Here is a 25,228-nt window from a genome sequence, read left to right as displayed (position 1 = left end):
GCACTGGCAAGGCCCTGTCACAGAAGGCCTCAAGGAAGGTCGGCGGCCTGGGCCAGGTACTCGCGGAACTCGCGCAGCGGGCGGTAGCCGAGGGCCTCGTTGACGGCGAGCATGTGGGCGTTGTCGCCCGCGTTGTCGGTCTCGATCTCGGCGACCTCGGGCCGCTCGTCGGCCAGCCAGTCGAGCATTGCCGCCTTGACCCACAGTCCTATCCTGCGGCCGCGGTGCTCGGGCACCACCGCGGTGTCGTACTGGAACGCGCGTTCGGGGGCGTCGCCCGGCACGACGACCTCGGTGAAACCGGCGATCCGGGGGCCGTGCAGGGCCGCGACCGTGTACAGGTCGTCGCCGCGCTTGGCGACGTTGTCGGCGGTCTCGCGGACCACGTCGGCGGTCCAGGCCGAGTCGCCCTCGTCGTGGTCGGCCATGGCGCTCTTGGCCAGGGCGAACTGGACGGCGAGGTGGTCGGGCACCGGGCCCGTCCAGCGGACCAGCCGATAGCCCTCGGGGTTCAGCGCGGCGTGCGCGGACACGTCGGTCTCGGCGGGGCGCAGCACCATGCTGCGGGTGGTGAGCAGGCAGCGGAAGCCGTGCCGCTCCAGGAAGGGCACCGCGGGGGTCCCGGCCAGCGCCTGGGCCAGCGCCGCCGAGCGGCCGTCGGCCCGCGCCGCCGCGGCGGCCAGGGCGAGCAGCCTGCTGCCGATGCCCCGGCGCCGCAGCTCAGGCAGCACGTGGAGGTCGATCTCCGCCGCCCGCAACGCCGGATCGCCCGGCAGCCACACCGACGCCACCGCGCCGAACCCGTCGCCGTGCGGCACCGCCCACAGGCGCCGGGCGCCCCCGCCGAAGATCCGCCCTATGGTCTGGGCGGGCTCCGGGGCGGGGTCGCCCGGGAGGTCGTGCAGGTGCGCGGCCGAGACGAGGCTGTGCCAGGCGTCGAGGTCGGCGTCCTCCGGGGCGTCCAGCTCGCGGATGTCCAGCTCGCGGATGTCCATCTCCGGAGTTCTACCGGATTTCGGCGGTGGATGCGCCCGCAAGGACGATGTGGTTCGGTGTCGCGGGTCTCACCCGGCCGTCGCCGGCGCGGTGGCCGCGGGCGCGGTGGTGGCGGGCGCGGTGGGCGTGCCCGCCGGGGCGGACGGGGTGCCCGTCGGGGCGGGCTGGTCGGCGTCGAAGGGGCCCGTGGTGATCTCCTTGTCGAGGGCGCCGCCCTTGACCCACTGCTTCCACGGCATCTCGTAGTACGACCAGCCGTTGTTCCACTCCACCCGGCGGTTCGTGCCGGTGATCTCCACGACGTCGCCGCGCTGGAAGTTGTTGTAGAACCACTCGGCGAAGGCCGGCGGGGAGTTCACGCAGCCGTGGCTGAGGTTGTACCGGCCCATGGCCCACACCCGGGACGCCATCGAGTGGACGTACTCGCCGGAGTTGGAGATCCGGACGGCGAACGGGATCTTCTCCTCGTAGCCGCCGTTCTTGGTGTCCTTCGGGTCGACGCCCATCCACTCGGACGTCATGACCTCCAGCCGGCTCGCCGTCATCGTCAGGTGCGTGCCACTGGTCGTCACGAAGGTGTCGACCCCGCCGCGGACCGGCCCGCCGCCCTTGCCGGCGCTGATCGGCTCGTGCTTGACCTTCTTGCCGTTGCGGACGACGGTGATGTACTTCTTCTTGGTGTCGACCGTGCTGATCATGGAAGCGCCGATCTTCCACTTCTGGGTCTTGTCGGCGGTGCCGTAGACCCCGGAGCCTGCCTTCACGCCGGTCAGGTCGGCCTCGAACCTGATGTCCTGGTTCGCCTTCCAGTAGGCGTCGTTCTTGGTCCGGAAGATCGCCTGGTTGTCGGCGGTCCAGTACCAGGCGCCGACCGCGGGCTTCTCGGAGTAGACCTTGAGCGCCTTCTCCACCGACTTCTTGTCGTCGATGTCCCGGTCGAAGGTGACGGTGATCGGCATGCCCACGCCGACGGTCTCGCCGGCCTGCGGGATGATGTCGGAGATCCCGAACGTGGCCTTCGGCTTGAGCGTCTTGAACGTGCTCGTCGCGCTGACGGGGGCCTCGCCGCCCGCCGCCGTCGCGGTGATCGAGTAGGTCGCGGCGGGCTTGAGGTTGGCCGTGGAGGTCCAGGTCTTCCCGTCGGCGGACAGCTCGCCCTCGACGCTCTTCTTGCCGACCTTCGCGGTGACCGTGTCGAGGGTCCCGTCGACGACGGTCACCGTGATCCTGCTGTCGGGCTTGACCTTCCCCGTCCCGTCGGTGGGCGTGATCGTCACCTGGGGCACGACCGGCTTGCTCTCGGCCTGCTCCTTGACGGGGTCCCCGGAGCACGCGGCGGTGAGCAGCAGAGCGGCCGCTCCGATCAGGGCGGGGGTCGTACGGCGGGTCATGGGGTCGTGCTCTCCGCGGGGTGTCGTAGTTTCGGGGTCAGGGGGCGGTGGGCGTGGCCGCCGGGGTCTCGGCGGCGGCTCCGGGGGCCGAGCCGTCGGTCGTCACGGGCGCGTCGAAGGCGCTGCCGAGAACCCAGTCCTTCCACGACTTCTGCCAGTAGCCGTAGCCGTTGTCGTACTCGAGTTCGCGGTCCGTACCCGTGATGGTGACGATATCGCCCCACTTTGACTGGTCGTAGTACCATCGCGCGAACTCGGGCGAAGCGTTGATGCAACCGTGACTCACGTTGGCGCTGCCCTGGGAGCCGACCGACCACGGCGCGGAGTGCACGTACTCGCCGCTGTTGGAGATGCGCACCGCGTGGTCGACGATCTCCTCGTAGTAGCCCGAGTCACCCGGCTTGAGACCCGGCGCGGTCATCTTGACCGGGTTCTCCTTCTCCTGGGTGACGTGGACGCCGCTCGTCGTCGTGTACTTGTAGGCCGTCTCGTTGCCCGCGCTGATGCCGACGTCGCGCACCTTCTCGCCGTCGATCGAGACGGTCATCCGGTGGGTGTCGGTGTTCACCTTGCTGATGTTGGCCGAGCCGACCTTGAAGTTGATCTCGAAGTCCTTGGTGCCGTAAGTGTCCTTGTCGGACTTCACCCCGGCGAGGGTCCCCGTGACCTTGACCTTCTGGTGGGGCTCCCAGTAGTCCTCGCCGCGGAAGATCACCTGGTTGTCGGTGTACCAGTACCAGGCGCCCTTCACCGGCTCGTCGCTGGTGATCCGCAGCGAGCCCTCGACCGCCTTCTTGTCCTGGATGTCGTCGGTGAAGGTGATGAGGATCGGCATCCCCACGCCGACCTCCCAGCCCGACAGGGGGATGTTCGCCTGGAGCCCGAAGGTGTCCTTCGGCTTCAGCGTCTTGAACGTGCTGGTCGCGGTGGTGGTCTTGGACTCCTCACCGGTGGCCGTGGCCTCGACGGTGTAGGAGGCGTTCGGCACCAGGGCGCGCTCGGACGTCCAGGTGGTGCCGTCGCCGGACAGCCCGCCCTTGACCTCCTTGCCCTTGAGCGTGACCTTGACGCTCGTGAGCTTGCCGTCGGCGGCCTTGACGGTGACGCCGTCCTCGGGCTTCACCTCGCCCGTCCCGTCGGCCGGGGTGATCGTCACGACCGGCGGCTCGGCCTCTTTCCCGATGATCTTGTCCGCACTGCACCCCGCCGCGAGCAGCGCCGCGGCCGCAAGGCCCGCCACTCCCGCGATCCGCGACCCCCGCAGGTCCCGCACGCCCCACCTCCGACTCCGGCCCCGCACGCGATCCCCTGACCCACGGCGATCAAAGGCACGTACGAGAGACATTAACGGCTAAGACGGGTGAGGTAGCCATAAGGTTCGGGCCCGTCCGGAGTTCGATAACGGATCGTTGCCCTGGGTCATTCCCCGGCAAAGCCCAGACCGACGGCTGCTCAGGCCATCGCGGGGTCGTGCGGCGGACGCGCTGTGGCGAGGGTCATGGCGCGCCGGAAGCCGATGAGGGTGACGGCCGCGGCGGCGATCCACAGGAGGGCGACGACGGAGGTGCGCAGGAGGAGGAAGGTCTCCAGGGACTCGTGGAAGAGGAGCCAGAGGCTGAAGAGGGCGTTGGTGAAGAAGACCAGGGCCCACAGCAGGGAGATGCGCAGGAAGAAGCGGCGGACGCCGGCGTGCGCCAGGAACTCGGGCGGGAGGGGCACGAGGTCGGTGGCGACCTTCTGGGCCATGGGGCGGCCCAACGGGACCGAGCAGAGGAAGACCGCGCCGACGGCCAGGGTGCCGAGGGTCGGCTGGAGGAAGAACAGGCGGGGGTCGCCGGTGCCGAAGGCGAGCGCGGCACGGGCGCAGACGCCGATGGCGGCGAGGAAGAGGGTGCCGGGCACCGGCTGCCGCCGGACGGCGCGCCAGGCGATGGCGGCGAAGACCCAGCCGACGGCCACGAAGACCGCCCCGGTCTGCCCCAGGGCCAGCAGTGCGAGGTAGAAGACCGCGACGGGCGCGAGCACCCCTTCGGTGAACCGGGGCGCGGCGTGCCGCAGCATCTGCCCGAACGGAGGCAGCGTGAACCCGTGCGTGTGCTGACCGCTCATCCGAACGCCCCCGAGTCCGCGCGTGTGAAAACGTCCACGCTACGCGGACTCGGCGGCGTTCTGGGCTGTTTTGCCGTTGTTCGTGGCTTCCCGGCTCATCTCAAGGTGCCACCGGGACGGCCCGTCCCCGTCGTGCCCGCACCGCCCTTGGGCCACAGGGCCGAGACGATGAAGACGGCGATCGCGGCGATGACGATCTGGAAGAGCAGCTCCCAGAAGTTGAAGCCGTGGGTCGCCACGTTGAGCAGCCGGGCCAGGCCCGTTCCGGCGAAGGCCGCCACGATGCCGACGAGCACCGTGAGCCAGATGGGCATGTTCTGCTTGCCCGGGACGATGAGCCGTCCCAGGGCTCCGATGATGGCGCCGAAGATGATGGCGCTGATGATGCCCGTGACGGTCATTGGGCGCTTCCTTCCGGTGCGGTGTTCTCAAGGTCGGAGTTACCCCTGACCTGGCAGAACAACACGAATCCGGCGAAGTGCTGACCGAAAACACACGCAACCCCGCCCGCTGAGGGGAGCGGACGCGCCCGAGCGGGCTAGCGCGCCATGCGGACGTGGTCGGGCCAGGAGTAGGCGGGGGCGTAGTCAGGGGTGCCGGTGAGGCCGGCGCGCCAGTAGCCGGTCTTGCGGGCGTAGACGACGCGGCTGAAGCGGCCGAGGGAGTCGGTCGTGGCGTCGGCGACGTGCCGCCACGTGCGAGGCTCCTGGACGCCGGAGCTGAAGTAGAGCCGGACTCGGGCACCCGCGTAGCGGACCATGCCTTCGGGCGCGGTGAGGAGCGGGTCGAGGCGGGTCACCCGGCCGTCCAGACGGAGCCTCCTGCCGTGCCGGACGGGCTCAGGACCCGCGTCGAAACGGGTGAAGCGGGTCTCGCGGCGCACGTAGACCTGGGTGCTGCGCACGGTCGTGCCCGCCACACCGTCCCAGGCGTTGACTCGGATGTCCCACAGACCCGTCTTGCGGCCGCGGTCGAGCGTGATGGACGCCTCCCACTGCTGGACGCCCCCCGAAGTGCTGAGGCGCACCGCGTCGACCTTCTCCCGCATCGCGTCCTCCGGATTGAAGGTGACGGTCAACGAGGACGCCCCGGTCGTCCGGATCCGGGCGGTGAGCGTGGTGGTCCGGGTGTCGTAGAGCACCGGCTCCTCCGGCGTCACCGCTATCGCCTCGATCTCGGCGACCCGGCGGGCGGACGCTTCGGCCGGGAGGGCGAAGCCGAGGGGAAGGGCCAGCAGCGCCGCGGCGGTGATGCGGGCGGACGCCGGTGCGGCGGAGAGCAAAGCGGCGGAGAACAAGAAGGCTCCAGTCGTCTCGACGGCGGGACCCCCGAAGACCCCCCGCAGAGGAGGGGGCCGGTCCCGCCGCCGAACGCTAGCCGCACACCCCCGTCCGCCTCCGGCGGACGGGGTAAAGATCCCCTGAGGATCAGGTGTAGAGGGCGTCGATCTCGCCGGTGTACTTGTCGTGGATGACGCGCCGCTTGAGCTTCAGCGTGGGCGTCAGCTCCTCGGTCTCGGCGGTCCACTCGTTCTCCAGCAGCACCCACTTCTTCACCTGCTGGACGCGGGCGAGGCGGGTGTTGGCGTCCTCGACGGCCTTGCCGACCTCCTCCAGCACCAGCGGGTGCTTGGCGAGGGCCGCCAGCGAGGTGTCCTCGATGCCGTGGGCCTGCGCCCACACCGGCGCGACCTCGCCGTCGAGGGTGAGCAGCGCGGTGACGAACGGCTTGCGGTCGCCGAAGGCCAGGGCCTGCCCGATGAGCGGGTGCTCCTTGAGGTGGTTCTCGATCAGCGACGGGGCGATGTTCTCGCCGCCGGCGGTGATGAGCAGCTCCTTCTTACGGTCGACGATGGACAGGAAGCCGTCCTCGTCGAGGACGCCGATGTCGCCGGTGGCCAGCCAGCCGTCGGCGTCGTACAGGTCGGCGGTCGCGTCCGGGCGGTTCAGGTAGCCCGGGGTGCAGGTGGTCGCGCGGAACAGGACCTCGCCGTCCTCGGCGAGCTTCAGCTCGACGCCGGGGAAGGCGCGGCCGACGGTGCCGAGCTTGAAGGCCGCCGTGGTGTTGGCGGTGGCCGCACCCGTCGTCTCGGTCATGCCGTAGACGTCGAGGATGGCCAGGCCGAGCCCGGAGAAGAAGCGGGCGACCTCGATCGGCAGCGGGGCGGCGGCGCTCATCGCGTGGACGACGCGGTCGAGGCCGAGCAGCGCCCGGATCTGCGACAGCACCGCCTCGTCGACGGCCTTGAACTTCGCCTCGAGCTCGGGCGTGGGCGTGCCGCCGAACTCGCGGGCCGCCATGTACTCCCGGCCGACGGCCATGGCGCCCTCGATGCCGGCCTTCTTGGCCTCGTCGGTCTCCATGGACAGGACGGCCTGGATGCCCGCCATGATCTTCTCCCAGATCCGCGGAACGCCGAAGAAGCCGTTCGGGCGGACCTCGCGCAGCTTCGCGGTGAGCTGGGTCGGGTCGGGGCAGAAGTGGACGTGCCCGGCCCGGTAGAGGGCGAGGTAGTAGGAGATGACGCGGTCCGCGATGTGCGCGAACGGCAGGTAGGAGACGCCCACGTTGTGCGCGGGGAGGTTGGCGGTCTCCTCCGAGCACAGGGCCTCGTACAGCGCCATGCGGTGCGTGATGAGCACGCCCTTGGGGTTGCCCGTGGTGCCCGAGGTGTACAGCAGCGTCAGGGTGTCGGTGTCCTTGACGGCGGCGGCGCGGTCCTCGACGGCCTGGGGGTCCGCGGCGTAGGAGCTCTCGCCCTGGGCGAGGAAGTCGGCCCACGAGATGTAGAGGTCGCCTTCGGGCACGTCGTTGAGGACGATGACCTTGCGCAGCTTGGGCAGGCGGTCGATGACCGGCTGCCAGCGCGCGAGCTGGTCGGCGCCCTCCAGGACCGCGAAGGCGGCGGCGGAGTTCTCCGCGACGAACTGCACCTGGTCGGGCGCGAGGGTCGCGTAGACGGTGCTGGGCACGCCGCCCGCGTGCACGGCGCCGAGGTCGGCGAGGATGTGCTCCGTGCGGTTCGACAGCATGAGGGCGACGACCTCGCCCTGCTGGAGGCCGAGCGCGGTGTAGCCCGCCGCGATCTTCAGCGCGCGGTCCCGGACGTCCCCCCAGGTGAGGGTGGCGCCGCCGAGGTCGGTGTAGGCGGGCAGGTCGCCGTGCTTGGCGGCGGTCTCGCGCAGGACCGTGGGGATCGTCCGGCCGGCGATCTGAGCGTCGAACGCGGCCCGCTCCTCCTGGATGGCCGTGGTGGTGCTCATGGGTGGCGCGCCTCCGTTGTAAATCTTCACTTATGCATGGGGAGAGCGTCTATCGGACCACGGACGGCCCCCGACAGACAAGACCCGTTTCCTGATTCGCGCCCGATCGTGTCCGGATGCCCACCCGGTGTCGCCCCCGACAGGGCGCACGCCCATTGCCCAACACTTGCCGGGCACCGGTCGTCACGAAGGATCACCAAGGGTACGCACCGGGCGTGACGTCGACAGACCAGCCGCGCGAGAAGACGTTCTTCGGACACCCGAGACCCCTCGCCACCCTGTTCATGACCGAGCTGTGGGAGCGCTTCAGCTTCTACGGGATGCGCGCGATCCTCGCGCTGTTCCTGTCCACCGCCATCATCGACGGCGGCCTCGGCCTGAGCACCGGCACCGCGGCGGCCGTCGTCGGCGTCTACAACGCGATGGTCTACCTCGCGGCCCTGCCCGGCGGCTGGGTCGCCGACCGCATCCTCGGCCCGCAGCGGGCCGTCCTCGTCGGCGCGGTCATCATCATGATCGGGCACCTCTCCATGGCGATCCCCGGCTGGGCCGGCTGGATCTACCTCGGCCTCGCCCTCATCGTCGCCGGAACGGGCCTGCTCAAGCCGAACATCTCCACGATGGTCGGCCACCTGTACGACGACAAGGACGAGGCGCACCGCGACGCCGGCTTCTCCCTCTTCTACATGGGCATCAACATCGGCTCGCTCGCCCCGTTCGTCGTCGGCTGGCTAGGCCAGAACGTCAACTACCACCTGGGGTTCGCGTGCGCGGCCGTCGGCATGTTCCTCGGCATCGTGCAGTACGTCGCGGGCGGCCGGGGGCTGCGCGGGATCGGCGCGCGGCCGACCCATCCGCTGACGCCGCACGAGCGGAACCGGGCGCTGAAGTACGTCGGGCTCGCCCTGCTCGCGCTGGCCGTGCTCGCGGTGGTCGCCGCCTTCGCCGGATTTCTCACCCTTGACGCGGCGACGGTGTTCCTCACCGTCGTCGCGGTCGCTGTCCCGGTCGGGTACTTCTGCTACATCCTGCTCGGGGACCACGGCCTGACCGCCGACGAGAAGAGCCGGATGAAGGTCTACCTCGCGCTGTTCGCCGCCGCCGCGGTGTTCTGGATGATCTTCGACCAGGCCGCGACCACCCTGACGACGTTCGCCGCGACGTCCACGAACCTGAACATCCTCGGCTGGGAGATGCCGTCGAGCTGGACCCAGAACATCAACCCGATCTTCATCATCGTCCTGGCGCCCGTCTTCGCCGCCCTGTGGGTGAAACTCGGCGACCGGGTCAGCACCCCGCTGAAGTTCGCCGTCGCGCTCGTCCTCGCCGGGCTCAGCTTCGTCGCCATGTCCGCCGCGGCCTCCGTCGCCTCGACCGGCGTCAAGGTGTCCATCCTCTGGCTGGTGCTGGTCTACCTCATGCAGACCTGCGGCGAGCTGTGCCTCAGCCCCGTCGGCCTGTCGGTGACGACCCGGCTCGCGCCCGCGATGTTCAGCTCGCAGATGATGGGCGTGTGGTTCCTCGCGGTGTCCGTCGGCGACTCCATCGGCGGGCAGGTCGCCCGGCTGTCCAACGGCGGCACCAGCCCCGTGTACTTCCTGTGGTCCGGGCTGTTCGCGGTGGCCGTCGGGATCGTGCTGTTCCTGTGCGTGCCGAAGCTGCGCCGGGCCATGAACGAGCACCCCGGCGCGGGCCTGCACCCGGCGGCCGAGCACCTGGGGAAGTCGACGGACTGAGGGAAATTGTCATGCGAGGCGCGGATCGCCCGCCCAGGTTGTCATGATCCGCAGTGGTCCCGGGCGGTACGGTTCGGCATAGTGCGGAGTCTGCCGTGACCCGTGTGACCCCTTGCTGGAGGACCGCATGCCCGCCTTCGAGGTCGATGAGCGCCACCCGCCGATCAAGGCGCGCCGCGTGTCCTTCGACTGGACGAAGACGCCGCTGCACTGGATCCCCGGTAATCCCGTCGCCACCCACATGATCAACTCCTTCCACCTGGTGCTGCCCGAGGGCGAGCGCTGGTTCATCCAGTGCGTCCAGGACGCCAAGCCGCGCATCACCGACGAGGTGCTGCTGGAGGAGATCAAGGGGTTCATCGGCCAGGAGATGGTGCACGCCCGCGCGCACGGCAGCTTCCTCACCGAACTCCTCGACACCCACGGCATCGACCACCGCAAGATCACCGAGATGGGCGAGCAGGGCAACGCGACCCGGCGCGAGGAGCGGGCCAAGCTCTCCCCGCGCGCCTACCGCCGCATGCTGAAGTTCGAACTCGCCGCCGTCTCCGCGATCGAGCACTACACCGCGGTCCTCGGCCAGTGGATCCTCGACAACGACGACCTCGACAAGGCGGGCGTCGACCCCACGATGCTCGACCTTCTGCGCTGGCACGGCGCTGAGGAGGTCGAGCACCGCTCCGTCGTCTTCGACGTCTACAAGTCCGTCGGCGGCGGCTACCTCACGCGCGCCGCGGGCTGGCTCGTCTCCCTGGCCTTCCTGTACTGGGCGCTCATCGGCGGCGCGAAGTTCCTCCTGGAACGCGACCCGTCCCTCGGCCGCAAGCCCACGCTCCGCTGGATGTACCGCGAGTACCGCCGCGCCGCCAAGGCCAACCTCGTCCCCAGCCTCTTCCGCCTCCTCGTCCTGGAAGGCCTCGTCTACCTCAAGCCGGGCCACCACCCCTCCCGCGTGGGCAGCACCCCCCAGGCCCTCGACTACCTCCTCCGCTCCCCCGCAGCCCAGGCCGCCGGCTACAACCCGTACTGAGTCGAATCGCGCCGCCTCCGGCGGCGCGTGATCGGGCGCTTGAGACCCCTGGGCTGTGTCTGATCGCCGCGGCGTGACGGTTGCGCGATGCGCGGCCCACTTCGGACCCGTCTCCGGCAGCGCGGTTCAGCTCTGCACGTAGGCGACGAGGGCTTCTCGTTCGGTTTCCAGTTGGTCGATGGCGCTCTTGACCACGTCGCCGATGCTGACGATGCCGATGAGGCGGGTGTCTTCGACGACGGGGACGTGGCGGATGCGGTGCTCGGTCATGACCGGGCGGAGCCATTCGATGTGGTCGTTCGGGGCGCAGGTGCGGACCTCGCGCGTCATGATCGACCCGACCTGGGCGTCCAGGAGCGCGGGGCCCCTGTCGTGCAGGCGGCGGACGACGTCGCGTTCGGAGGCGATGCCGGCGATCACGCCGTCCGCCACCACGACCACCGCGCCTATGTTCTGCTCGGCCAGTACCGCGAGCATGTCCCGTACCGTCGTGTCCGGTGCCACCGTGGCCACTTCGTGGCCTTTCCGGCGGAGAATGTCAGAGATGCGCATCGCTCGGCAGCCTCCCCTCGCGAACACGGTCGCATTTTCCGGCCGCGTCCGATAGGGCCCCCGGGGACGCCTTTACTCAGTCCCGGGGACTCCGTGCCCCGGCCATCACCGCGAGGAACTCCCGGGGCAGCACCAGGCCCGGTCCGTCGCCGCGGGTCTCCAGCAGGGCGAGATCGCCGTCGCGCCACCAGAACAGGGCGTCGCTGAGCGAGCCGGGCCCCTCCTCGTACCCGGCCCGCGCCTGGTCGGCGAGGACGGCCGCCGCCCGCACCGCCGCGTCCGGGCCCACCGCGTCGCCGAGCGGGAACGCGATGATCGTGCTGCGGTTCGGCGCGACGACCAGCGCGCCGCGCGGGCCCAGCTCCAGGTACTCCTCAAGCCAGGCGAGGTGGGTCGCCGCGTAGAACGTCCAGCCGTGCAGCACCCGGACGGGCACCCCGCCCGTCTCCTGCTCCTCGCACTGGAGCGGTCCGTCGGAGTGGACCCCGTCGCGGCCCAGCGCGAACAGCTCGGCCGCCGGGACCCCCCACTCCTGCGTCTCCTCGCGGGTGACGGTCCGGACCGTCGTCGGGGTGTCCACGACCACCACCTCGATCAGGCCCGGCGCGAACGGCCGGGCCGCGAGGACCCCGTTGTCGGCCTCGGCCGGGTAGACGCGGGTGCGCAGCAGATGCCGGGCCAGGGTGAAGTCGCTGAGGTCCAGGGGTTCCTCGACCGCCGTGACGATCGTGGTGACGTGGTCGGCGACGACCGCGGGCCAGTCGTCGCGCGGCACCAGCCGCGCGAGCTGCCGCAGATTGCGCATCCCGACGTGCAGCCGCCCGGTGCCCTCCAGCAGCATGACGTCACCGGGCACCCTGGTGCACGAGTAGCCGAGGCTCTCCGCCACCAGTACCACCAGGGAGTCCAGGGCGGCCTCGTCACCGTCCCGACGGCTCCCGCTCATGGGCCGCTCCTCCCCCCACACGGTCACCCAGGAAGCTTGACAGCAAGGGCACCCGGGCGGAAGACCCCAGCGGGCACCGATCCCGGCCGGGACGGCTCCCGGGGCGCGGAGGTGCGGGGTTCGGTGAAAGACTGTGGGCAGTCATGAGACAGACCGTTCCTTAACCGTGTCCAGGAGTGGCATCTGGTGCCGTCTCCCGGTACCGCGCGCATCCCGAACGGTGCTGGATGCGCTGGTCTTCCGCGTTCGCCGAGCCCGCCCGGCAACACCCATCATGTGCGCGCTCCGTGGCGGGTGGACGGGGTTCCTCATGCCCCCGTACACCTGGTCCGGCCCGGACGGTCCGATGCCCGTACCGATCGCTCCGTTCGGTACGGGGCGGTGCCGTCCGTCGCCGGATCGGGTATCCGAGAGCGCGTCGCCCGATCGCGACGCTCGCGGCATCGTGACGGGACATTCTTCTGGTCTTGCTGGTGAGGGGTTTGCGCCAATGTGCATCGCCCCACATCGAGTTGTACGCCGGGTCGACCGCCACGATCGCGAGGCCGTGTTCGGCGGCCGTGGGCACCAGCCGGGCCTTGACCCTGCCGGTCGGCATCCTGGAGATGATCTGCCGGAAACGCCTCTTGCGGCCGTGCTTCTCACGGGTCTGCGCAGCGGCGAAGTGGTCGGCGTCCGTATCGACACCCACCATCCCGGCGGCGCGGGCCGTCTCCAGCGGAACCACGGTGACGGCGGGCCGGGTCCAGGACGCGGTCACATACCAGCGGCCCCGCGCCACACCGAGATGAATCCGGTAAGCAACCGCCCGGTTTGCTTCGATGCGGTCGCCGCCCTTCGACCGGTACCCTCCCTGCACACGACCGCTGCCCTTGGCCCCGACCGGCTGGGACAGGCGATGCGACAGGGTCGCGACACCGGCTTCAAGGCCCTGGATGTACGCGCTCTGGCAACGCCGCGACAACGCCCACTGATCCTGGCTGGCCTTGGTGATGCTCCCGGCCCACCGCGACGACGAGACGGCGGTGAGTGCCTGGTTGCGGACCGCCCACCTGCCCGCAGCGTGCCCCAGCCCGTCGGCGCACCGGGCTTTGAGGTCCAGGGACGCCAGCCGGCCGAGGTGCTCGCCGACCAGACGCAGCACCCGCTCGTCCTCGGCCGTCAGGTGCTTGAGCCGATCACGAACCGACACACCCTGAGCCGCCCCCACCACGAACGGCACAGCGATCGACCGCAGAGGCCGTCCCCGCTCAACCGACCCCGGCCATCCCGAGAAAGGGCCGACAGACGAACACCGCCACACCGACCCCCTTCCCGCTCTCACCTGCGAAGTTTCACCGGGTGTGACCAGAATAGAACCTACTCCCGACACCACCGACACCGCAGAAGAAACCGCACATAACACTCGTCGGCAGCCAGAGAGACCTCAAAGACACTCATGAACACTTACAGGCACTCAATCGGGCAACAGTCTCATACCCCGCACATTCTCGTGGTCAACGGGACCAAGGTCCGGCGGCCCGTGTTCGTCATGGGCGCCCCCCACTCCGGCACCGGCATGGTGGCCCGGACCGTCAAACGCTCCCCGGGCTTCCATCTCACCCGGGGCAGGCCGTCGGTGACGAAGATGGTGTACGCGTTCGCGCGGCGGCCGTCGATGGCGTCCGACAGCGGCCGGGGCGCCGCACGGGTGCTGCGCGACGCCTTCGCCGAGGCGTGGCGGCTCGGCCCGGACTCGTGCGCCGAGTGCTCCGCGGAGTGCCGGGCGCTGTCCGGGCCGGGAGCGGCCGGACCGTGCGCCGACCCCGCGGAGGTGCGCAGGTTCGCCGACGCCACCCCCGACCTGATCTACAGCACCGACGTCCTGCTCGACGCCTTCCCCGACGCCCAGTTCGTCCAGGTCATCCGGGACGGCCGCGACGTCGTCGCCGACATGCTCGCCGACGAGCGGTGCCTCGCCTGGTTCCGGCCCGGCATCCTCAATATCGACCATGTCTTCCCGCACCCGTTCCTCGGGGTCGACGATCCGGCGTGGCGGTCCCGCTGGGCGGAGTCGTCGACGGCGATCAAGTGCGCGCTGCGGTGGCGCGGCTCGGTCCGGCTCAGCGCGGCGCTGCGCGCGCAGGTCCCGGAGGAGCAACTGCTCACCCTGCGGATGGAGGAGATCGTCGCCGATCCCGCGGCGGCAGCCGTCCGGCTCGCCGGCCACCTCGACGAGGAGGTGTCGGCCGAGGCGCTCACCGCGGCCGCGGCGCGGCACCGCCCCGACGGCCGGCGCGGGCTGCCCGCCGTGCCCGGCGCGGATCCTGGCGAGGGGTGGCGCGCGCGGCTCACCGCCCGGCAGATCGCGCAGGTGCACAAGATCGCTGGGCGGGAGCTGGAGCGGCTGGGCTACGCGGACGACTGAACCCCGCGAAGACGGGGCCGCTCGCAGAGCCGGGCATGCAGAGAGCCGGGTCATGTGCAGGCCTCGGTCATGCGCAGGGCGTCACTCGAACGGGCGGGCGGCGGGCTTCAGGTCGTCGGCCAGCCAGCCGATGGCCATGCCGGTCGCGGCCGCGCCGACGACGAGGGCGGTGAGACGGACAAGGAACCGGTGCAAGGAGATCTCCACGTCGTGCCTGGGTGCCTGAACGGCGCCGATGGGGCCAGGGTCGGCCTTCCCGGTGGCCGCCGCGCCAACGCGGGCGCGCGGTCCGGAGAACTCCCCGGAAATCGAAAGAACGCGCAAAGCCGTCAGGCGGGACGCCAGATGTTCCGGCCCGCCACCTTGACGCACGTGTAATTGAGCCCGCCGCTGCGCCCGATCGCGCCCTCGGCGGGGCAGGGCTCGCCGGGCCGGACGGTGCCGTCGCCGTTGGCGCCGGTGTCGACGACCCAGACGGTCTTCGTCTCGCCGGTCTTCTTCACGCACCGCACCTGGCGGCCCGCGGCGTTCTTGCCGACGAAGCCCTCGACCTGGCAGGCCCGCCCCTCGGCCGCGACCCCGGTGGGCTTGGGCGTCACGGTGACGGTCTTGCCCGCGACGGTCACCGTGGCGGTCGCGCGGGAGCCGTAGGGCGGTCCGGTGAAGCTCTTCGGCGACGATCGGGCACCCGGGACGTCGCTGGAGCATCCCGCGAGCGCGAGGCAGACGGCCAGGCCCGCCCCCATCACCTTGATCATGGCTTCTCCCCCGAGACCGTGACCCACTTCCCCGGTGACCACGCTCGGTCACCAAAAGTAAGCTTAGTGTCACTAGCCTAGCGGAGTGGCGGCGGGGTCCTCCTGGCGGGCGAACTGGGTGCGGTACAGCTCGGCGTAGAGGCCGCCCCGGGCCAGCAGCTCGTCGTGGCCGCCGCGCTCGGCGATCGTGCCGTCGGAGACGACGAGGATCTCGTCGGCCTCGCGGATCGTGGACAGCCGGTGCGCGATCACCAGCGAGGTGCGGCCCGCCAGGGCGGTGCGCAGCGCCTTCTGCACCGCGGCCTCCGACTCGGAGTCCAAGTGCGCGGTGGCCTCGTCCAGCACGACGACGGCGGGGGCCTTCAGCAGCAGCCTGGCGATCGCCATCCGCTGCTTCTCCCCGCCCGACAGGCGGTACCCGCGGTCGCCGACCACGGTCTCCAGGCCGTCGGGCATGTCCTCGACGAGCTCGGCGACCTGCGCGTCGGCGAGGGCTGCCATGATCTCCGCGTCGGTGGCGTCGGGCTTGGCGTAGCGGAGGTTGTCGCCGATCGTCGCGTGGAACATGTGGGCCTCCTGGGTGACCACGCCGACGGTCCGCGCCAGGGACGCGAACGTCAGGTCCCGCACGTCGACCCCGCCGATCCGGACGGCCCCGCCGGTGACGTCGTAGAGCCGGGAGACGAGCTGGGTCATCGTGCTCTTGCCCGCCCCCGAGTGCCCGACGAGCGCGATCATCTTCCCGGGCCCGGCGGTGAACGACACGTCGTGCAGCACCTCGCGCGACGGCGCGGTGTCGGTCCGCGCGATCGACTCCAGCGACGCCAGGGACACCTCCTCGGCCGCCGGGTACCGGAACGTCACGTGGTCGAACTCCACCTCCGGCGCGGCGGGCTCCCCCTCCCCCGGGTCGGGCAGCGCCCGGGCGCCCGGCCGCTCCTCGACCATGGGCTCCAGGTCCAGGACCTCGAAGACGCGGTCGAAGCTGACCAGCGCCGTCATCACGTCCACCTGGACGTTCGACAGCGCCGTCAGCGGGCCGTACATGCGGCTGAGCAGCGCGGCGAGGGCCACGAGGGTGCCGATCTCCATGGCCCCCGAGATGGTCAGCGCGCCGCCGACGCCGTAGATGGCCGCGGTGGCCAGGGCGGAGATCAGGGTCAGCGCGGTGAAGATCACCCGGCCGTACATCGCGGAGAGCACGCCGACGTCGCGGACCCGCCCCGCACGGCCGGAGAAGCCCTCGGACTCGTCGGCGGGGCGCCCGTAGAGCTTGGCGAGCATGGCGCCCGCCACGTTGAACCGCTCGGTCATGAGCGAGCCCATCTCGGCGTCCAGCACCATCGACTCGCGGCTGATGCGCTGCAGGCGGCGGCCGACGATCTTGGCGGGGATGATGAAGACGGGCAGGAGCACCAGCGCGATGAGCGTGATCGGCCACGACAGGTAGAACATCGTGATGAGGACCAGCACCAGGCTGATCACGTTGGAGACGACCGAGGACAGCGTGGTCGTCAGCGCGCGCTGGGCGCCGATCACGTCGCTGTTCAGCCGGGAGACCAGCGCGCCGGTCTGCGCCCGCACGAAGAAGGCGACGGGCATCCGCTGGACGTGGTCGAAGACCTGGGTGCGCAGGTCGTAGATCAGCCCCTCGCCCACCCGCGCGGAGTACCAGCGCTGGCCGAGGGACAGGACCGCGTCGAGCAGGGCCAGCACCGCGAGGCCCACCGCCAGCCAGATCACGACGGCGAGGTTCCCCGGCACGACGCCCTGGTCGATGATCGGCTTCATCATCAGCGGTCCGGCCACGCCGATCGCGGCGGACACCGCGTTCAGGCCGAGGAACCAGGCCATGTCCCGCTTGTAGGGGCGGGCGTAGGTGACGATGCGGCGGACGGTGCCGGGCTTCAGCTTCGCGTGCTTGACCGACGGGTCCCTGCGGTAGGAGCTCATCGTCGCGAATCCGTTGCCCGGCATGCCCATCCGTCAGTCCCTTCGCCCGCTTCCACGGATTGCGATCCTCGACGTCCGCGAGGACCGTCGCCAATAAAGCCAGACGATCATGCCGCTTATTCCTATTCGGGCACCATGCGCAGCACCTGGGCCTCGCGCTCGGCGCGGCACTGCTCGTCAAGGCTGTTGCCGGGAGCCTGCTGGAGCAGGGCCTTGGTGGCCCGCGCGGCGCCCGCGTCGATCTTGAGCAGCGCGGCGACGAGCTCGTCGACCGTTCCGGCGAGGTCCTCGGGCTTGACGACCTTCTCGACCAGGCCCAGTTCGCGGGCCTCTTCGGCGTAGACGTCGCGGGCCGTCAGGCACAGCTCCAGCGCGCGCGGCAGGCCGACGATGTCGACGAGCGGCTTGGTGCCGGTGAGGTCGGGCACGAGGCCGAGCGCGGGCTCCTTCATGCAGAACCGGGTGCCCTCGGCGGCGATCCGCAGATCGCAGGACAGGGCGAGCTGGAAGCCCGCGCCGATCGCGTGGCCGTGCACGGCGGCGATCGTGGTGAAGCGCGGGTCCCGCAGCCAGCGGAAGCCCTCCTGGTAGACGCCGATCAGATCGGCCATCTCCGGGCGGGTCACGCCGGCCGGCATCGCGGGGCCCTCACCGGGGATGCCCTCGGGCGTGAACGCGCGGATGTCCAGACCCGCGGAGAACGAGGGTCCCTCGCCCTTCAGCACGATGATCCGGACGGTCTCGGGCAGCTCCGCGCCGAGCGAGGCGAGCCCGGCCCACATGGCCGGCGACTGCGCGTTGCGCCGCTCTGGGCGGTTCAGCGAGATCTCCGCCACCGCGCCGTCGTGGTTGTACTCGAGCCGCAGCCCGGCACGCTCCAGATCCGTCATGTCACGCCTTCCTCACAGGGGCCCGGCCTGACGGCCAGACCGGTGCCCAAGGCGCGGACGCGGACCCCGGGCCCGCCACCGCGACCGAACCGAATGTTACTCGGGTGTATCGGTTCGACGTCGTGCGTGGCGGGCGTCCGGGTCGTCGCGGGACGGCCCGGACGATCAGGCCTTCTTGCCCCGCGTGGCGCCGCCTCGGCCCCGGAGGTTCACTCCGGATTCGGTGAGTATCCGGTGGATGAATCCATAGGAGCGGCCGGTGGCGGCTGCCAGGGCGCGGATGCTCTCTCCGGCGTCGTACCGCTTCTTGAGCTCGCCGGCGAGCTTGTCGCGCTCGGCACCGGTCACGCGGGTGCCCTTCTTCAGGGTTTCTGCCACGAGTACCTCCCGTAGTGATGTGGTGACCGCTGCGTATCTGCCCCCATGATCAGACATCTTTGCCGTCACGGCTACCCGGTAGGCCAGAAAAGATCTGCTTGCTTGCTCAGAAGGTCAAGCCAGAGCCACCAGATCGGCGAATTCGTCACTCCAGATGTCTTCGACACCATCGGGGAGCAAAATCACGCGTTCCGGTTGGAGTGCCGTCACCGCGCCTTCGTCGTGGGTGACCATGACTATGGCACCGGTGAAGGTGTTGATGGCCCCGAGGATCTCCTCGCGGCTGGCCGGATCGAGGTTGTTGGTGGGCTCGTCGAGCAGCAGCACGTTGGCCCGGGAGACCACCAGCGTGGCCAGGGCCAGCCTGGTCTTCTCACCGCCCGAGAGCACCCCGGCGGGCTTGTCCACGTCGTCTCCGACGAACAGGAACGACCCCAGGACCTTGCGCGCCTCCACCTCGGGCAGATCGGGCGCCGCGGACTTCATGTTGTCCAGGACGGAACGGTCGTGATCGAGAGTTTCATGCTCCTGCGCGTAGTAACCCAGACGAAGTCCGTGACCCGCGACAACACTTCCGGTATCGGGCTTTTCGACTCCCCCGAGCAGGCGGAGCAGTGTCGTTTTCCCCGCGCCGTTCAGTCCAAGCACGACCACCCGACTGCCCCGGTCGATGGCGAGTCCGACATCTGTGAAAATCTCCAAAGAACCGTACGATTTAGACAAACCCTCCGCGGTGAGGGGGGTTTTACCGCACGGGGCGGGCTCCGGGAAGCGCAGTTTGGCCACCCGGTCGGCCTGCCGCTCGCCCTCGACGCCCGCCAGCAGCCTGTCGGCGCGCTTCAGCATCTGCTGGGCGGCCTTGGCCTTGGTGGCCTTGGCGCGCATCTTGTCGGCCTGCGTCTGGAGCGCTCCGGCCTGGCGGGCCGCGTTGGCGTACTCGCGCTTGCGCCGCTTCTCGTCGGTCTCGCGGGTGTCCAGGTACTTCTTCCAGCCGACGTTGTAGACGTCGATCACCGACCGGTTGGCGTCCAGGTGGAAGACCCGGTTCACCACGGCCTCCAGCAGGCCCACGTCGTGGCTGATGATCGCCAGGCCGCCCTGGTGGCCCTTCAGGAAGTCCCGCAGCCAGACGATCGAGTCGGCGTCGAGGTGGTTGGTGGGCTCGTCCAGCAGGAGCGTGTCGGCGCCCGAGAACAGGATGCGGGCCAGCTCCACCCTGCGGCGCTGACCACCCGACAGGGTGCTCAGCGGCTGGGTCATGATCCGGTCGGGCAGGCCGAGACTGGAGGAGATCGCGGCGGCCTCGGACTCGGCCGCGTAGCCGCCCAGCACGTGCAGGCGGTCCTCGGCCCGGCCGTACTTGCGCACCGCCTTGTCGCGGGCCGCGCCCGTCTGGGTGGACATCGCCTCCTCGGCGGCCCGGAGCTGGCGGAAGACCTCGTCCAGGCCGCGGGCGGCGAGGATCCGGTCGCGCGCGAGGACCTCCAGGTCTCCCGAGCGCGGGTCCTGCGGCAGGTAGCCGAGGGTGCCCGAGCGGGTGATCTCGCCCGCGGCGGGCAGCGCCTCGCCCGCGAGCACCTTGGTCAGCGTCGTCTTGCCCGCGCCGTTGCGGCCGACCAGGCCCACCCGGTCGCCGGGATTGATGCGGAAGGTCACGTTGTCGATCAGCAGCCGGGCTCCGGCGCGCAGCTCGATGTCTTTCGCGATGATCAAGTGAGGACTCCCCCGGGGACGTGAGAACGCTCCGCTCGACGCCTGCCCATCCCGCTGGACACGGCGGAGGCACGGGAGCACCCATAGTCTACGTGTCGCCCGTTCCGGCCCGCGAACCGGTTTCGGATCACCTGTTCCGGGGCACCGGCCGCCCGCGCCGCCGCGGACGGCCGGGATGATGGGCCGAGCAAGCACCGACGACATGGGGGGACCATGCCCGAGAACACCGGAGGACCGCCCCAGGGGACGCCCTGCTGGATGACCCTCAACACGCCGGACGCCGCGGCCGCCCAGGCCTTCTACGGCGAGCTCCTGGGCTGGGAGTTCGAGGACGCCGGGGCCGAGCACGGGCAGCGCCTCGTCGCCAGGCGCGGCGGGAAGGCCGCGGCGGGCGTCAACGGCGACCACAAGGACGCGCCCTTCTGGGGCCTCTCCTTCGCCACCGAGGACTGCGCCGGCGCCGTGGAGCGCGCCGCCACGGCGGGCGCGGCCGTGGACTCCCCCGCCGCCCCGTTCCCCGACCCCCGGGCCCCAGGGGAGCCGACCGAACGCAGGGCGAGCCTCACCGACCCGCAGGGCGCCCCGTTCGGTCTGTGGGAGGGCCCGGGCCGGGTCGGCGCGGAGATCGCCGACGCACCGGGCGCCCTCGTCTGGAACGAGCTGGTCACCTCCGACACCGCGGCGGCCCTCCGGTTCTACGACGCGGTCTTCGGCGTCACCTCCGCGCCCCTGCAGAAGGGCGTCGACTACCACGTGCTCAGCGCGGGCGGCCGGCCCGCCTGCGGGGTCTTCGGGGTCCCCGCGGCGCATCTGCGGGCGGCGGGGGGCCGTGCGGCGTGGAAGGTCTACTTCGGCGTCGAGAACGCCGACAGGGCCGCCAAGGCGGCGGCGGGCCTCGGCGGCCGGGTGGTCCAGCCCGCGATGAACTCGCCGTTCGGGCGCTTCGCCGTGCTCACCGACCCGTCCGGCGCCGAGTTCGCGGCGATCTCGGTGCCCAAGGGCGGCAAGGGAGGCCCGGCCAAGGCACGACGGCGCCCTCTGGGCCGGCGCTAGCGCGAGAGGGCCCGGATCAGGTCGGCGACCCGCACGACGCCCTGGCAGCGGCCGATCTCGTCGATGACGACGAGATCGTCGTAGACGCGCTCCTCGTCCCGGCCCGCCGCGCGCAGCGCCGCGACTGCGGGAACGGTCCGGGGCACGAGCCGGGGCTGGTCGGCGAGGCGGACGGCGGGCTTGCTCGCGTGCAGCGCGTGCCCGAACGGGCCGGACAGGCTGAGCAGGAACCGCGACTTGTTGACCGTCGCGCGCGGCCGGTGCCGCTCGTCGATGAGCACGATGCTGCCGGTGCCGTCGGCGCCCGCGAGCGCTTCGAGCACCTCGCCGGCGCTGGCGCTGTCGGGCATCGTCACCGCGGGCAGGGTGAACTCCGAGACGCGCGGCCCGAGGTCGGCCGTGCCGTAGGTCTCCTCGGCGACCGGCACGGGCATCGGCACCGGCTGGCCGGGGCGCCAGTCGCGCGGCGTGAGCAGCGGGCCCTGGACGAGCCGGACGCCGAGCGCGCGCAGCTTGGCGAGCTGCTCGTCGGTCTGCACGCCGGGGGCGAGGACGCGGGTCCCGACCCGGTGCGCGACGGTGACGAGGCCCGCCACGAGAGCGGCGCGGCGCGGGTCGGCGACCGCGCGGCGGCCCAGGTCGCGGTCCAGTTCGACCATCGACGGGGTGCCCTCGATGAGCAGGTCGAGCGGCGCGTGCACGGCGCCGAGCCCGCCGAACGCCACGGGGTAGCCGGCGTGGCGCAGGTCGGAGACGCCCGCGGCGACGGCGGCGCGCACGGCGGGCGGGAAGCCCCCGGCGACGCACACGATCACGTCCCTGGGCTTGCGCCCCGCCTCGTGCAGTCCGTGGTGCAGCCGGGTGAGCGGGCCGCGGCCGAGCGCGAGCGTCTCGGCCCGCAGAGTGACCCGCAGCGGGAGCGGCACGCCGCCGAGCGCCCTGGCCCCCTCGACGGCCCGGCGCACGTCCTCGGCCGCGGGATCGGCGCTGAGCTCGGCCGGAAGCGGCGGCCCGGTGTGCGCGGTGACGGCGACGACGGTGCCCGCGTCGAGGTCGACGACGGGCTCGAAGAGGGCGCCTCCGGCGACACCTGCCGAGAGCGGGGTGTCCAGTACTGCCACAACGGCATCATCCCGCCGCTGAGGACGGCGAGCCACCGGTCAGGCCAGACGTTCACCCAGATTTCGCCCAAGCCGCCTGAACCACGGCGTCCCAGGGTGCGGAACCGCCCGATCGTGCCCGAAAGCCGCGCGAACCCGTCTCAGAAGTCGCGTGCGACGACGATCGAGATCAGATAGGTCGCGCCCGCGACCCCCGCCAGATAAGGCAGCGGGCCGAGCTCCGCGCCGCGCAGCGCCTGCACCACCAGCGCCGCGACCAGCCCGGCGACCAGCACGTCGCCGGTCATCGCCGCCGCCCGCAGGTGGGCGCCGCCGCGGCGGCCCTGCCCGAACGACTCGCTCAGCGCGAGGCCCCGCTCATCCCTGCGGTAGGCGAGCTGGATCCCATAGGCGAGCAGGACCCCGCCCGCGACCAGCCCTGCCGTCATCTCCTCGCGGTACACCAGGAAACCCGCGACGCCCGCGCCCGCGAGCATCGCGAAGACGGGTACCAGCCATCCCTGCCGACCACGGCGTTCCGGTGCAAGCCACATGCCCCCATCCTTGCGCAGAGCGCCGCTTCACGCGTAGATCTTTCGTGGCCTGTCGCCCTACCTGTTGCGACCGGATGCGACGCGCGAGGTGCGACCACCGGTGCCGCCTGGTTAGGGTCATGGCGTGGCGCAGTATCGGATGCACGGCTCGAACATGCTGGCCGTCGACCTCATGGGCGAGACCATCCGCGCCCTCAACGGGTCGATGGTCGCCTACGAGGGCCAGATGAGTTTCAAACGGCAGGGGATGACCGGCGGCGAGGGCCTGATGGGCGCGGTGCGCCGCAGGGTCGCCGGCGAGTCCATCACCCTCATGGAGATCAGCGGCCAGGGCACGGTCTACCTGGCCCACGAGGCGACCGAGATCAATCTCGTGCCGCTGCAGGGCGACACCCTGCTCGTGGAGTCGACGAGCCTGCTCGCCCTCGACGGGCAGCTCCAGACCGGAGTGCAGTTCACCGGGCTGCGCGGGATGACCACCGGCCAGGGCCTGGCCACCACCAAGGTCGAGGGCCACGGGACCGTCGCGATCCTCTCCGACGGCCCCGCGATCGCCCTGGAGGTGAGCGCGCAGCAGCCCCTGCACGTCGACCCGCAGGCCTACGTGGCGCACCGCGGCCAGCTCCAGCAGGAGTTCGTGACCGACGTGAACTGGCGCACCGTGCTCGGCCAGGGCTCGGGCGAGAGCTTCCAGCTGCGCTTCACCGGCCACGGCCTGGTCTACATCCAGCCCGCCGAGCGCGGCGGCGGACTCGCGGCGGAGGTCTGATGCCCGGCTACAGCGCGGTCAACAAGAAGATGATCCAGGTCCCGATCGGGCCCGGGCACGAGGTGTACTCCAAGCGCGGCGCGATGCTCGGCTACGTCGGCGCGGTCACCTTCACCGGCTCGGTGACGGCCGGGGCCGGCGTCGGCGCGATGCTGGGCCGGTCCCTCGCCGGCGAGAACACCGGCATGATGCACGTGACGGGCCAGGGCAGCGTGATGTTCGGCCACCACGGCCTGTACGTGGAGATCGTCGAGATGCAGGGCGACACCCTGTACGTCGAGGCCGACCGGCTCCTGGTCCACGACGCCTCGCTCCAGCGCGGCACCATGTTCCTGGGCGAGCAGGGCGGGCTGTCCGGCGTCATCCGCGGCCAGATGACCGGGCAGGGCCTGTTCACCACCACGCTCACCGGGCAGGGCTCGTGCGCGCTGCTGTCGCACGGCGGCGTCATCCAGCTCCCGGTGCAGCCCGGCCGTCCCGTCTACGTCGACCCGCAGGCCTACGTCGGGCACCGCGGCCAGATCCAGAACAGGCTGAAGACCGCCGTCGGCCTGCGCGACCTCATCGGGCGCGGGTCGGGCGAGGGATTCCAGCTTGAGCTGTCCGGCCAGGGCGTGGTGTACGTCCAGGCCAGCGAGAGGAAGATCTGACATGGGCTACCCGCCTCAGCCCCCGTACGACCCGTACGGCCAGCAGCCCGGCTACGGGCAGCAGCCGCCGCCCTACGGCCAGCCCGCGCCGTACGGGCAGCAGCCCGGGTACCCCGCCCAGTACCCGCCGCAGGGCGGCTACCCGCCTCCCGGCGCGGTCCCGCCGCAGGGCGGCCACGCGGGCGGCCAGTTCCCGCAGATCGCGACCTTCAACGCGGCGACCCTGCCCGCCGACGACAACGTCAACCCCTACTCCTTCTCGGTGAACCTGAACGGCCGGTGGTTCATCCAGAAGGGCAAGATGATCGCCTACTACGGGCAGATCCGGTTCTCGGCCCTGTCGGCCGGGCCGCTGGACGCGCTCGTGGCGGGCCACTTCCACTCGCCGCTGTACGCGCACGACTGGGTGGTGGCCGAGGGCCAGGGCAAGCTCGTGCTCGGCGACCGCGGCTTCGACCTCAACTCCTACGACCTGGAGGAAGGCAACCTCACCGTCCGGGCGGCCAACCTGCTGGCGTTCGACCCGTCGCTGAGCCTCAAGCAGTCGATCATCCCCGGGTTCCTCACCCTCGTCGGCAGCGGCAAGTTCATCGCCTCCTCGAACGGGCCGGTGCACTTCGTCGAGCCGCCGATCCGGGTCGACCCGCAGGCCGTCCTCGGCTGGGCCGACGTGCCGACGCCGTTCCACCACTACGACCACGGGGCGGTGCGCGGGGTCCTCGGCCACGCGCGGGCCGCGTTCGGCATGCGGCCTTCCTCGGGCGAGGAGCACCAGTTCGAGTTCACCGGCGCGGGCACCGTGCTCATGCAGTCGTCGGAGAAGGTCACCGAATCGCCCGCCCAGCTGCGCGAACTCGAAGGCCAGATCGGGCTGCTGGGCGTCGGCGGGCTCCAGCGGATGCAGCACGTCATCGCGCAGCGGCTGGCGGCCGAGCAGCAACGCGATTGACCTGGGCCGGGCACTCCCGGAAAATCGGGCG

General features: G+C 71.1%; 24 protein-coding genes. 7 read left to right on the top strand and 17 right to left on the bottom strand.

The genetic code is table 11. The annotated features are described in order from the left end of the window. Positions 1-29: 29 nt before the first annotated feature. The 7 genes from ACYVOM_RS30055 to ACYVOM_RS30025 form a co-directional block, all read right to left on the bottom strand. Positions 30-995: a GNAT family N-acetyltransferase gene (locus tag ACYVOM_RS30055; RefSeq protein WP_460306911.1), complete on the bottom strand. Its 966-nt coding sequence runs from the start codon at positions 993-995 to the stop codon at positions 30-32. A gap of 69 nt (positions 996-1,064) precedes the next feature. Beyond that, on the bottom strand, positions 1,065-2,387 hold the full coding sequence (locus tag ACYVOM_RS30050; RefSeq protein WP_460306910.1) for a L,D-transpeptidase: 1,323 nt from the start codon (positions 2,385-2,387) through the stop codon (positions 1,065-1,067). Between the two features lie 37 nt (positions 2,388-2,424). Then, the gene (locus ACYVOM_RS30045) at positions 2,425-3,660 is read right to left on the bottom strand and encodes a L,D-transpeptidase (RefSeq protein ID WP_460306909.1); all 1,236 of its coding nucleotides are present in this window, start codon (positions 3,658-3,660) and stop codon (positions 2,425-2,427) included. 179 nt (positions 3,661-3,839) lie between these two features. Beyond that, on the bottom strand, positions 3,840-4,496 hold the full coding sequence (locus ACYVOM_RS30040) for a VC0807 family protein (RefSeq protein ID WP_460306908.1): 657 nt from the start codon (positions 4,494-4,496) through the stop codon (positions 3,840-3,842). Positions 4,497-4,591: 95 nt separating this feature from the next. Further along, positions 4,592-4,897 (bottom strand): GlsB/YeaQ/YmgE family stress response membrane protein, encoded by a 306-nt coding sequence (locus ACYVOM_RS30035; protein WP_460306907.1) that lies wholly within the window; start codon positions 4,895-4,897, stop codon positions 4,592-4,594. Positions 4,898-5,034: 137 nt separating this feature from the next. Beyond that, positions 5,035-5,793, bottom strand: coding sequence for a hypothetical protein (locus ACYVOM_RS30030; protein ID WP_460306906.1), 759 nt, complete (start codon positions 5,791-5,793; stop codon positions 5,035-5,037). 130 nt (positions 5,794-5,923) lie between these two features. Then, positions 5,924-7,759, bottom strand: a complete 1,836-nt coding sequence (locus tag ACYVOM_RS30025) for an AMP-dependent synthetase/ligase (protein WP_460306905.1) — start codon at positions 7,757-7,759, stop codon at positions 5,924-5,926. A gap of 215 nt (positions 7,760-7,974) precedes the next feature. On the opposite strand from ACYVOM_RS30025, the gene ACYVOM_RS30020 reads away from it, so the two are divergent. Both ACYVOM_RS30020 and ACYVOM_RS30015 read left to right on the top strand, forming a co-directional pair. After that, entirely contained in the window at positions 7,975-9,495 is a 1,521-nt protein-coding gene (locus ACYVOM_RS30020) for a peptide MFS transporter (RefSeq protein WP_460306904.1), read from the top strand. A gap of 127 nt (positions 9,496-9,622) precedes the next feature. Further along, positions 9,623-10,525, top strand: a complete 903-nt coding sequence (locus tag ACYVOM_RS30015) for a metal-dependent hydrolase (protein ID WP_460306903.1) — start codon at positions 9,623-9,625, stop codon at positions 10,523-10,525. 126 nt (positions 10,526-10,651) lie between these two features. Here the strand turns inward: ACYVOM_RS30015 and ACYVOM_RS30010 are convergent, their stop codons facing one another. From ACYVOM_RS30010 to ACYVOM_RS30000, 3 genes are all read right to left on the bottom strand, one after another. After that, positions 10,652-11,077, bottom strand: a complete 426-nt coding sequence (locus tag ACYVOM_RS30010) for a CBS domain-containing protein (protein ID WP_460306902.1) — start codon at positions 11,075-11,077, stop codon at positions 10,652-10,654. Between the two features lie 76 nt (positions 11,078-11,153). Continuing rightward, positions 11,154-12,023, bottom strand: coding sequence for a hypothetical protein (locus ACYVOM_RS30005; RefSeq protein WP_460306901.1), 870 nt, complete (start codon positions 12,021-12,023; stop codon positions 11,154-11,156). A gap of 160 nt (positions 12,024-12,183) precedes the next feature. Next, the gene (locus tag ACYVOM_RS30000; RefSeq protein WP_460306900.1) at positions 12,184-13,245 is read right to left on the bottom strand and encodes a hypothetical protein; all 1,062 of its coding nucleotides are present in this window, start codon (positions 13,243-13,245) and stop codon (positions 12,184-12,186) included. 270 nt (positions 13,246-13,515) lie between these two features. Between ACYVOM_RS30000 and ACYVOM_RS29995 the strand changes: the two genes are divergently transcribed. After that, entirely contained in the window at positions 13,516-14,430 is a 915-nt protein-coding gene (locus tag ACYVOM_RS29995; RefSeq protein WP_460306899.1) for a sulfotransferase family protein, read from the top strand. Between the two features lie 329 nt (positions 14,431-14,759). On the opposite strand, the gene ACYVOM_RS29990 is transcribed toward ACYVOM_RS29995, so the two are convergent. From ACYVOM_RS29990 to ACYVOM_RS29970, 5 genes are all read right to left on the bottom strand, one after another. Then, the gene (locus ACYVOM_RS29990) at positions 14,760-15,188 is read right to left on the bottom strand and encodes a hypothetical protein (protein ID WP_460306898.1); all 429 of its coding nucleotides are present in this window, start codon (positions 15,186-15,188) and stop codon (positions 14,760-14,762) included. Between the two features lie 72 nt (positions 15,189-15,260). Next, entirely contained in the window at positions 15,261-17,171 is a 1,911-nt protein-coding gene (locus tag ACYVOM_RS29985) for an ABC transporter ATP-binding protein (RefSeq protein WP_460306897.1), read from the bottom strand. Between the two features lie 92 nt (positions 17,172-17,263). Then, a complete protein-coding gene (locus ACYVOM_RS29980; RefSeq protein WP_460306896.1) occupies positions 17,264-18,031 on the bottom strand; it encodes an enoyl-CoA hydratase/isomerase family protein in 768 nt (255 codons plus the stop codon). A gap of 165 nt (positions 18,032-18,196) precedes the next feature. Further along, positions 18,197-18,409, bottom strand: a complete 213-nt coding sequence (locus ACYVOM_RS29975) for a helix-turn-helix domain-containing protein (RefSeq protein WP_123663839.1) — start codon at positions 18,407-18,409, stop codon at positions 18,197-18,199. A 114-nt stretch (positions 18,410-18,523) separates the two neighbouring features. Beyond that, complete coding sequence (locus ACYVOM_RS29970; RefSeq protein ID WP_460306895.1) at positions 18,524-20,122, bottom strand: ABC-F family ATP-binding cassette domain-containing protein; 1,599 nt, start codon at positions 20,120-20,122, stop codon at positions 18,524-18,526. A 213-nt stretch (positions 20,123-20,335) separates the two neighbouring features. On the opposite strand from ACYVOM_RS29970, the gene ACYVOM_RS29965 reads away from it, so the two are divergent. Further along, on the top strand, positions 20,336-21,175 hold the full coding sequence (locus ACYVOM_RS29965) for a VOC family protein (RefSeq protein WP_460306894.1): 840 nt from the start codon (positions 20,336-20,338) through the stop codon (positions 21,173-21,175). Here ACYVOM_RS29965 and ACYVOM_RS29960 read toward each other — a convergent pair. Then, complete coding sequence (locus ACYVOM_RS29960; RefSeq protein WP_460306893.1) at positions 21,172-22,296, bottom strand: EAL domain-containing protein; 1,125 nt, start codon at positions 22,294-22,296, stop codon at positions 21,172-21,174. The genes ACYVOM_RS29965 and ACYVOM_RS29960 overlap by 4 nt on opposite strands. A 140-nt stretch (positions 22,297-22,436) precedes the next feature. Then, a complete protein-coding gene (locus ACYVOM_RS29955; RefSeq protein ID WP_460306892.1) occupies positions 22,437-22,829 on the bottom strand; it encodes an ABC transporter permease in 393 nt (130 codons plus the stop codon). Positions 22,830-22,953: 124 nt separating this feature from the next. Between ACYVOM_RS29955 and ACYVOM_RS29950 the strand changes: the two genes are divergently transcribed. Genes ACYVOM_RS29950 through ACYVOM_RS29940 form a run of 3 tightly spaced genes read left to right on the top strand, consistent with a single transcriptional unit; the run spans position 22,954 to position 25,197 of the window. After that, the gene (locus tag ACYVOM_RS29950) at positions 22,954-23,598 is read left to right on the top strand and encodes an AIM24 family protein (RefSeq protein ID WP_460306891.1); all 645 of its coding nucleotides are present in this window, start codon (positions 22,954-22,956) and stop codon (positions 23,596-23,598) included. Next, positions 23,598-24,248 (top strand): AIM24 family protein, encoded by a 651-nt coding sequence (locus tag ACYVOM_RS29945; RefSeq protein WP_460306890.1) that lies wholly within the window; start codon positions 23,598-23,600, stop codon positions 24,246-24,248. The genes ACYVOM_RS29950 and ACYVOM_RS29945 overlap by 1 nt, the downstream gene beginning before the upstream one ends. 1 nt (position 24,249) lies before the next feature. Next, positions 24,250-25,197, top strand: a complete 948-nt coding sequence (locus tag ACYVOM_RS29940) for an AIM24 family protein (RefSeq protein WP_460306889.1) — start codon at positions 24,250-24,252, stop codon at positions 25,195-25,197. Positions 25,198-25,228: the final 31 nt, after the last annotated feature.

Source organism: Actinocorallia aurea (genome assembly GCF_054783995.1).
This window is presented reverse-complemented; position numbering and strand designations above follow the sequence as displayed.

Bases quoted from the DNA above. Each gene is read 5' to 3' on its own strand.
- ACYVOM_RS29980 (WP_460306896.1), bottom strand. From the start codon at position 18,031: ATGACGGATCTGGAGCGTGCCGGGCTGCGGCTCGAGTACAACCACGAC.
- ACYVOM_RS29990 (WP_460306898.1), bottom strand. From the start codon at position 15,188: ATGATCAAGGTGATGGGGGCGGGCCTGGCCGTCTGCCTCGCGCTCGCG.
- ACYVOM_RS30015 (WP_460306903.1), top strand. From the start codon at position 9,623: ATGCCCGCCTTCGAGGTCGATGAGCGCCACCCGCCGATCAAGGCGCGC.
- ACYVOM_RS30050 (WP_460306910.1), bottom strand. From the start codon at position 2,387: ATGACCCGCCGTACGACCCCCGCCCTGATCGGAGCGGCCGCTCTGCTG.
- ACYVOM_RS30025 (WP_460306905.1), bottom strand. From the start codon at position 7,759: ATGAGCACCACCACGGCCATCCAGGAGGAGCGGGCCGCGTTCGACGCT.
- ACYVOM_RS29965 (WP_460306894.1), top strand. From the start codon at position 20,336: ATGCCCGAGAACACCGGAGGACCGCCCCAGGGGACGCCCTGCTGGATG.
- ACYVOM_RS30005 (WP_460306901.1), bottom strand. From the start codon at position 12,023: ATGAGCGGGAGCCGTCGGGACGGTGACGAGGCCGCCCTGGACTCCCTG.
- ACYVOM_RS30010 (WP_460306902.1), bottom strand. From the start codon at position 11,077: ATGCGCATCTCTGACATTCTCCGCCGGAAAGGCCACGAAGTGGCCACG.
- ACYVOM_RS30055 (WP_460306911.1), bottom strand. From the start codon at position 995: ATGGACATCCGCGAGCTGGACATCCGCGAGCTGGACGCCCCGGAGGAC.
- ACYVOM_RS29945 (WP_460306890.1), top strand. From the start codon at position 23,598: ATGCCCGGCTACAGCGCGGTCAACAAGAAGATGATCCAGGTCCCGATC.
- ACYVOM_RS30040 (WP_460306908.1), bottom strand. From the start codon at position 4,496: ATGAGCGGTCAGCACACGCACGGGTTCACGCTGCCTCCGTTCGGGCAG.
- ACYVOM_RS30035 (WP_460306907.1), bottom strand. From the start codon at position 4,897: ATGACCGTCACGGGCATCATCAGCGCCATCATCTTCGGCGCCATCATC.
- ACYVOM_RS29940 (WP_460306889.1), top strand. From the start codon at position 24,250: ATGGGCTACCCGCCTCAGCCCCCGTACGACCCGTACGGCCAGCAGCCC.
- ACYVOM_RS29985 (WP_460306897.1), bottom strand. From the start codon at position 17,171: ATGGGCATGCCGGGCAACGGATTCGCGACGATGAGCTCCTACCGCAGG.
- ACYVOM_RS29955 (WP_460306892.1), bottom strand. From the start codon at position 22,829: ATGTGGCTTGCACCGGAACGCCGTGGTCGGCAGGGATGGCTGGTACCC.